Consider the following 7,349-nt stretch of genomic DNA (forward strand, 5'->3'; position numbering starts at 1 on the left):
CGCCATGCAGAATGGGCTGCCGAGCCCGGATGTCGGGCGGTTATTAGAACGGCGTGGCCGGAAGCGCTTGGGTACCCTCCAATTTCACGGCTTGCAGTTCGTTCGCGTCCAATCCCAACGCATTCAGAATTGTGGGTGCGACCTGCGTCGTCTGCACCAGGGCCGTCACGGTCCGCGGTTGCAGCAATGGGTTGCTGACAAGGAGTGCGACGCTCCGATCATTCGGGTTTGCGCCCCCATGCTCGGCAATCTTGGAGCCGGACGTGTAGACGACACCGGGGTTGACGGTGATGATAAAGTCAGGAGTGCGACTGTCGGTTGCCGGATCCTGATAGGAGAGCGCCAGGACATTTGGCGTCTGAATCTGCGCGATCCCCAACTCCTTAGTGGACTTCTCAAGATATTCTTGAGCTGCTGCTAGATATTTCGATCGATTTTGCGGCCCAAGCCAGATGAGCGCTGCATCGTCCGCAATATGAAACGCATAGCCCGGCGTCTTTGTATAAGGATCGTCGTCCAACGCTTGAAACGTCGCCGGATCAATGGGCGACTGACCGTGCTTGGAGGCGAGAACGATCAGAGTCGAATCAGCGAGGTGATTGTCCTTCAGCGCTGAGACGAGCTCGCCGACCGCACCATCAACATAGTCCAGCTGCTGGGCGAGGCCGGAATTCGGCTTGCCCGTGGCATCCACATAGCCGCCGATGAGTCCTGTTGTATCGCCTGGCCCGGCCTTGGGCAGCTTCTGTCCCACGCTAACAGCCTGGAAGTTCATTCCGAAGAGCTCGGGCACTTTCGCCGCCTGCGCTCCTGTGCTGTCGCGGCCCCTCATTTCGTTCACCAGGACATGAACTCGCGCTTCATCGAACTCGCGCTCGGCCTTGAAACTCCCCGTCGTTTTGACCTTCGTCCCAGGGATCAGACTGTCCTGCTCGAGAGCATAGAAATCATCGACGCCGTGGCCCGACGGACCATTCAGCCATTCATAGGCCGGGTGCTTGTCCGACCAAGCGGTGCGTCCGCCATGGGCCTTCACGATCTCGAAGATATTGTTCACACGGACGAATTCATGTGGATAGACCACGGCGCATTTGCCGTTGCTCAGCATCATCGGCAGTTTGGCTGGGTCGATTTGACTGCGGAAATCGCCCGGCGTTCCGCCACCGTCGAGACGGTCTGTATCGAAGTCGACGTTCTCGGCAAACGACACTTCGGTGCCTGGCGCGCCCTTACAATCGGACCCCGGCGCAAAATAGGTGCGATCAAAACTGTCGTCGTAGAACACCCCGGTCGACTTGGGTGTGCCCCCAGTGACCTGGGCGACAAAGCCGGGAAAGGAATCGGATGGCGAGGTCGTGACTGCGTTTGGATAAAAGATGCCGGTTCGAGCGAGCCCAGCGAGCGCACCTGTCGGATTGGTGGCTACATAATTTGCCAGGTCGAGAGCATGCAGTCCGTCGATGCTGATCAACAGCACATGCTTATAGGGGGTAGCAGTCGCTGCCGGTGCAGGCCCAACGGCTAAGGGCAGCGCGGCCATGACGGTCATGGCCACGGATCGTGCGAGACGGTTCATCTGAATCTCTGATTTGTGCCCCCCTGCCGCAATCAATCTAGCCCGGCAACATGACAGGCGCATGACGGCAGCCGGTCAACGCCTGGAAGCTCTGCCCGGACCGAAACAATCGCAAACGGCTGAGCGGAGTTCAGCGTGGTGCAGGAGCCATCGCGTCGTTCGGGAAGCGTCCGCGCCGGCCAGGCCACGTTTCAGGTCGAGGAGAAAGGCCTCAAGCTGGGCGGCTCATAGGTCCCGTAGACGGCTCGGGGGCCGTGGCTTTTTACGATGCGACGTTCACGGCCACGAGGTCGCCAGCAACTGGCTCTCGCCCAGAAAAGTCTTTGGCAATGGATCCGCAATTCTCGAATTCTAAAATCCCTACTTTCGTCGCGAGTTTCACTCGGTATAATGGATTCGTGTGCCGAAGACGCCGCTCATTTCGATTATAGGTTGCGCGATCGAAATCTTGAGTCAAGCCAATAAAACTTTAGAAATATATTGGATTTTAGGTGCTTCTTCCTAGAATTTGCCTTCTGTGGATGGTTGGCGATTCGAATTTCATTGTCAGAGAATGCGAGATTTCGATCCGGAGGCATCGCCTGCAATTCCACCGTAAATTCCGATGCTCACCCGTTGTGGCCAGTAGCGAGAACGGCTGGGGCGCCTGTCGGGCGGGGCCGGACACCGGGCTCTGTTTGCTAGGCTTCCTCGCCCCTTGGGGCGAGCTCGCTGAGCTGCACCGAACCGCGCGGCGCGCGCCTCGACCCATGCGGGTCACGATCCCTGGAGCAACCCCATAAGGAGCGGCCCGGGCGGGGCCACACTGCGCGGGTGCCGGCCTGCGGCCGTCGCTATGCTCACCCGCCCAGGGTGGCCTGTTTCCGCCCGGACTCGCGTGGCGCTCGTCGCCTTCGCCGGCTTCGCCGTCGCTATGCTCTCCGGCGCCGGGTTTCTCGTGTCAGCCCGGCCGCCGTCTGCGGCCGAGCCGAGGCCGGCTGCGCCGGCACCATGAGCCCGCGGACGCGGGCCGAGAAACCTGTTCCGGTTTCGGCTGGCAAGCGCGATCGGGGGGTATCCCCGGCCTTCCGCGGCTTCGCCTTGTGCAGGCCGGGCGATCCCTGTTCCACTCATGACGCTCCTCGCGGGCGCGTCTAGGGTCGCGATAGGGCCGGTCTGTCGGGAGTCACCTGGCGATCCTGCGCCGCGAGCGCCGAGAGGGGACATGTGCCCCGATGGATTGGCCGCGATCGACGCCCCGTGGGGAGTTGCGCCTTCGAGCGCCAGAACAGGGCCCGGCGAGGATTGCGGCCGCCCGATCCGAGCACAAGAAGGGGAGCAACAGCATGGATATCGCAGCCTATGTGGGTGTCGATTGGGCCTCCACGACGCACTATGCCTTCGTCATGGATGCCGATGGCCGGAAGCTCGGCCATCGGGCCTTCGCACACAGCGGCGACGGCCTGGCCGACCTGGCTCGCTGGATCACGAGTACGGCGGACGCCGAGCCGACACGCATTGCCATCGGCATCGAGGTGCCACACGGCCCCGTCGTTGAGAGTTTGATGGACGCTGGCTTCATGGTGCACGCGCTCAATCCGAAGCAGCTCGACCGCTTCCGTGATCGGTTCACCATGGCCGGCGCCAAGGATGATCGGCGCGACGCCTTGGTTCTGGCCGATGCGCTACGCACGGATCGGCGCTTCTACCGCCTCCTTGAACCGATGCATCCCAGCATCATCGAGCTGCGTGAATGGTCGCGGATGGCCGAGGATCTGTCGGCCGAGCGCAATCGGCTCGCCAACCGCTTCCGCCATCAGCTGTGGCGCTATTATCCGCAACTGCTCGACGTGTCCGAGGACTGGGCGGCACCATGGATGCTCGATCTTTGGGAGTTGATCCCGACGCCCGCGACTGCCCAGGTGGTCCGCACCACAACGGTCACGAAGCTCATCAAGCGGTGTCAGGTGAAGCGCTGGAGCGCAGAGACTCTCCTCGAGCAACTCCGTGGGACGCCGCTCGCGGTCGCCCCTGGCGTGACCGAGGCCTGCATCCTGCATTGCCGTGTCGTGATCCAGCGGCTCAGGCTCATCACCGTGCAGCTCAAGACCGCGATGAAGGAGCTCAGCCGTCTCTCCGAGGCGGTGTCCGACCTGGTAGTCGACGCCGTCCGGAGCCCGGCAAGAAGGGCCGAGGTGCTGAAGTCGATCCCGGGTGTCGGGCCGGTCGTCCTCGCCGCGCTGCTTTCGGAGGCCCATGACGCGGTCACCCGTTGTGACGCCACGGCGCTGCGCCGGCTGTCCGGGGTGGTCCCGGTTACCCGACGAAGCGGCAAGCAATATCTCGTCGTCATGCGGCAAGCCTGTCCGCATCGTCTGCGCACCGCGGTCTTCCATTGGGCCCGCGTTGCCGTGATGCACGACTTCCACAGTCGCAATCGCTACGCCGTTCTTCGAAAGCGAGGGCACTCCCACGCTCGAGCCCTCAGGTCGATCGCCAGTCGGTTGATCGGTGTCGCGTGCGCCATGCTGCAGACCGGAGAACTCTTCGATCCAAATCGGGCTCCGCAACCGGCAGCTGCATGATCTTGTCGTCGGCGAGGCGCGAAGCCTCCAATCGCGCATCGCCGCGACGACGACCGCGGTGCGCATGCACCGCCACGGAAATGAGTCCGCGCGCCAGCGCGCTTCCACATTCCATGCGACCGCGAAGCTGCGCCGGTCTCCGGTGAGCCGCGTCCTCTCCGCTCCCGCGGCAACGCTTAGGGCTCCGCCCTCGGCGCGCTTCGACCCGTCCCTCTCCGGGCCGATCAACGCGACCCTCTTTCCCACCGACGCCGATCCGAACCGCTTCCAGCTCGTCTGGCGGCGCTACCAGGCCAGCTGATCGGGTCGACCAGGGCGGCCGCTTTGCGGCCGCCCTCCTCCTCATCAGGAGCGGGCACATGCGCAAGCCGCCGACATCCCGGTTCCACCAGGTGGTCATCACCGTTCACACGAACCGGGCCATCACCGCCGCCCAGGCGCGCTATGCCGTCTGGAACGCCATCGACCGCCTCGACATCTATGGCTGCGGTGTCGACACCAACGAACCTTGGGAGACCGGCAAGATCCGGGTCCCCGCAATCTCTCGCGGCGGCCGCGCTCGCGCTAGCAGCCCATCGCGCTCGCCGGATTGCGAGGATTGTCCACAGGGATCGAGGCGCGTCGCGCCGAGAGGCCGGAGGGGCAGGTTCGGCCCCCAAGCCAAGGGAATGCCCCTCCGGTCGTATTCCTGTGGGCAATCCTGACGCGGTTGGCTGCGGCTGAGGGGGATATGCAAACGGTGATATACGAATATCCCGAGAGGAATATTCCGATGTCTCTCTATGTCCGAGACGATGACGTCCGCCGCCTGGCGGAACGTCTCAAGGAGGCAACCGGGGCGAAAACCGTCACCGATGCCGTCCGATCCGCCCTGCTGCATGAGCTGGAGCGCGTCGCACGAAGTGCGCCGCTTTCCGCCCGGATCGACAAGGCGTTGGCTCTCGCCGATGCCATGGGGCCAATGGATCCTGGGTTCGACGAGAAGGCGTTCACCGATCGGCTGTGGGAGGGTCTCTGATGTTCCTCGACGCCTCCGCTATCGTCGCCATTCTCGCCCGCCAGCCTGACGCGGTCTCCCTCATGGCCCGTCTCGCGGCCGCCAGCGGCAAGGTATATGTGTCGCCGATTTCCATGCTCGAGGCGGTTCTCGGCCTGGCGCAGGCGAAGACCCCAGCGGGCGGGACCGTCATCCCCGATCGGATCAGCCAAGCCGAGGCCGCCGTCGCCGAACTCATCAGCGCCATCGGCGCCAAGGAGATGGTGATCTCGATGGATGTCGGCCGCCGAGCTCTGGAAGCCGGACGACAGTATGGGGAGGCCTCCGGCCACCCGGCGGCGCTGAACATAGGCGACTGCCTGGCCTATGCCTGCGCCCAGGCGTATCGGCTGCAACTCTTGGCCAAGGGCGGCGATTTCGCTCAAACGGGTATCGCGGGCTCCTGATCTGCCGGTCTCCTTGGCGCCGTCGTGCTGCCGGTCTCGTCCAATTGTGCAACGGGTCGTTGCACAATTAGACGGTGCGGTCTAGATCCGCGTGCCCGGGAGCCATTGCGAGGGCTCGGAGCGGGCTCATGCGCTTGATCCTGTGCCGGTGACGGGACCGATCCGATCCGGGCGCTGCAATCGAGCCGAGCGGCCTGCTAAGCTCCGGCCATGAGCCCGTCCAAAACGACTCCCACCGCCGAAAGCTACGGGGCGCTGCTTCGTGAGCTGAAGGACCGGATCCGGTCCGCGCGCCTGCGCACCGCCATGGCCGTGAACCAGGGCATGGTGCTGCTCTACTGGTCGATCGGACGCGAGATCCTGGAAAGGCAAACGGCGGAAGGGTGGGGCGCTCGGGTTATCGACCGACTGTCGGTCGACCTCCGGCAGGATTTTCCGGAGATGACCGGGCTCTCGGCCCGGAACCTCAAATACATGCGGGCGTTCGCCGAGGCCTACCCAGACGAGCCAATTGTGCAACGGGTCATTGCACAATTGCCCTGGGGCCACAACCTCACCCTCCTGGAAGCGCTGAAGGATCCGGCGGAACGCCTTTGGTATGCCGGCCAGGCAATCGAGCATGGGTGGAGCCGGCCCGTCCTCGTCCATCAGATCGAGAGCGGGCTCATCCACCGTCAGGGCAAGGCGATCACGAACTTTGATCGGACACTGCCGGCACCGCAGTCCGATCTGGCAAAGCAGCTCATCAAGGATCCCTACACCTTCGATTTCCTGGGGCTCAGCGCCGACATCACAGAGCGTGAGCTCGAGCGGGGCCTGCTCGAACACATCCGGGCGATGTTCCTGGAGCTGGGGAAGGGGTTCGCCTTCGTCGGCAACCAGTACCACCTGCAGGTCGGCGGTCAGGACTTCTATATCGACCTGCTGTTCTATCATCTGACGCTGCGCTGTTTCGTGGTCGTCGAGCTGAAGGTCGAGGACTTCAAGCCCGAATTCGCCGGGAAGATGAACTTCTATCTCTCGGCGGTCGACGACCTGCTCCGGCATCCCAGCGATGCGCCGAGCATCGGCATGATCCTCTGCAAGGGCAAGAACGCGATCATCGTGGAGTACGCTCTCCGCGACGCGTCGAAGCCGATGGGGGTGGCCGAATACCGGGTGTCGCTGCCGCCTCAGCTCGAAGCGGCACTTCCCACGCCCCAGGACATCGAGAGGGAATTTCCGCAGTGGACCGTGGTCCAGATGCGGATCGACATCGAGCGCGCTGTCATGGAACTGGCGCGGACCCGGGGCATGGAAGGCGAAGCGCTCACCTTGCGCCAGGTGCTCGAGTGGCTGCGCCAGAATGGTGGATTGCCTGAGACGAGCGGTGATCTCGGCACGGCCCTGACCACGATCTACAGGACCGTCCACGGTGCCGACGCCGACGAGCTTGACCTCCAGCGTGCTCTCGCCACAGGCGCCGAGTTTTTGGAGGTCTTGAGGAATATGCTGCGCGAATAGCAATCGGATGGAGGTCACCTCGGCGCCAAGGCCGGTCTGTCCCCATTGCTGTCAACCGAAGGCGGTTCAGGGTGCTCCGAACCGGACATTCTCTGTCGCTGCGATGGTTCCCGACACCGGCCTCCAGGGCGAAGGCCGGTTGGCTACGCTGCTGACGTTTGGAGATCTGTCAGCATCCGGTGAGGACCGCAGTGTGGTCTACTGCGAGGATCCGGGCTTGGGCGGAGCGAGGCCGGCAGCGCGCCGGTCGGCGATGATCTCCT

The 7,349-nt window shown here is 63.6% G+C and carries 5 protein-coding genes; 4 read left to right on the forward strand and 1 reads right to left on the reverse strand.

Annotated elements, in window-relative coordinates:
- Window positions 1–43 precede the first annotated feature (43 nt).
- Window positions 44–1,576 (reverse strand): alkaline phosphatase family protein, encoded by a 1,533-nt coding sequence (locus ACFW16_RS33110; RefSeq protein WP_380313334.1) that lies wholly within the window; start codon window positions 1,574–1,576, stop codon window positions 44–46.
- A 1,325-nt stretch (window positions 1,577–2,901) separates the two neighbouring features.
- Between ACFW16_RS33110 and ACFW16_RS33115 the strand changes: the two genes are divergently transcribed.
- The 4 genes from ACFW16_RS33115 (at window position 2,902) to ACFW16_RS33130 (ending at window position 7,086) form a co-directional block, all read left to right on the forward strand.
- Complete coding sequence (locus ACFW16_RS33115; RefSeq protein WP_380313335.1) at window positions 2,902–4,140, forward strand: IS110 family transposase; 1,239 nt, start codon at window positions 2,902–2,904, stop codon at window positions 4,138–4,140.
- Window positions 4,141–4,912: 772 nt separating this feature from the next.
- Window positions 4,913–5,158: a type II toxin-antitoxin system VapB family antitoxin gene (locus ACFW16_RS33120; protein ID WP_380313337.1), complete on the forward strand. Its 246-nt coding sequence runs from the start codon at window positions 4,913–4,915 to the stop codon at window positions 5,156–5,158.
- Window positions 5,158–5,583, forward strand: coding sequence for a type II toxin-antitoxin system VapC family toxin (locus tag ACFW16_RS33125; protein ID WP_380313338.1), 426 nt, complete (start codon window positions 5,158–5,160; stop codon window positions 5,581–5,583). The genes ACFW16_RS33120 and ACFW16_RS33125 overlap by 1 nt, the downstream gene beginning before the upstream one ends.
- 210 nt (window positions 5,584–5,793) lie before the next feature.
- On the forward strand, window positions 5,794–7,086 hold the full coding sequence (locus ACFW16_RS33130) for a YhcG family protein (RefSeq protein ID WP_380313339.1): 1,293 nt from the start codon (window positions 5,794–5,796) through the stop codon (window positions 7,084–7,086).
- Window positions 7,087–7,349 lie beyond the last annotated feature (263 nt).

This window comes from Inquilinus sp. NPDC058860 (assembly GCF_042743185.1).
Classification (GTDB): Bacteria; Pseudomonadota; Alphaproteobacteria; order DSM-16000; family Inquilinaceae; genus Inquilinus.

Excerpts from the sequence above, each read along its gene's own strand:
- ACFW16_RS33120 (WP_380313337.1), top strand. The coding sequence starts at position 4,913 with ATGTCTCTCTATGTCCGAGACGATGACGTCCGCCGCCTGGCGGAACGT.
- ACFW16_RS33130 (WP_380313339.1), top strand. The coding sequence starts at position 5,794 with ATGAGCCCGTCCAAAACGACTCCCACCGCCGAAAGCTACGGGGCGCTG.
- ACFW16_RS33115 (WP_380313335.1), top strand. The coding sequence starts at position 2,902 with ATGGATATCGCAGCCTATGTGGGTGTCGATTGGGCCTCCACGACGCAC.
- ACFW16_RS33125 (WP_380313338.1), top strand. The coding sequence starts at position 5,158 with ATGTTCCTCGACGCCTCCGCTATCGTCGCCATTCTCGCCCGCCAGCCT.
- ACFW16_RS33110 (WP_380313334.1), bottom strand. The coding sequence starts at position 1,576 with ATGAACCGTCTCGCACGATCCGTGGCCATGACCGTCATGGCCGCGCTG.